This is a genomic window from Erwinia sp. PME.40.26/001, from assembly GCF_055556675.1.
In genome coordinates, this window is record NZ_JBVHNP010000192.1 from 1 (window position 1) to 270 (window position 270).

A 270-nucleotide genomic window follows, 5' to 3' on the forward strand; every position below is an offset into this window, starting at 1 on the left:
CGAAGCGTCTGGTGGAAGTATTACAGGCGCTGAAGGTGGTGCCGGATATCACCCTGAAGCAGCTCAACAGCAAACAGCAAACCGAGCTTGCGCAGACACTGCACGCCTGGCGCATTCAGCCAAACGGTACCGAGGGATATCGAACTGCTGAAGTGACGCTGGGCGGCGTGGATACCACACAGCTCTCCTCGAAAACGATGGAGGCGCGTGCGGTGCCGGGACTTTACTTTATTGGTGAAGTGGCTGATGTCACCGGCTGGCTGGGCGGCT

1 protein-coding gene is annotated in these 270 nt (G+C 58.5%); it reads left to right on the forward strand.

The window, feature by feature from the left end; genetic code table 11:
- Nucleotides 1-270 (forward strand): NAD(P)/FAD-dependent oxidoreductase (locus ACZ3HG_RS23810; RefSeq protein ID WP_465334856.1); only part of this gene is annotated, 270 nt, incomplete at both ends.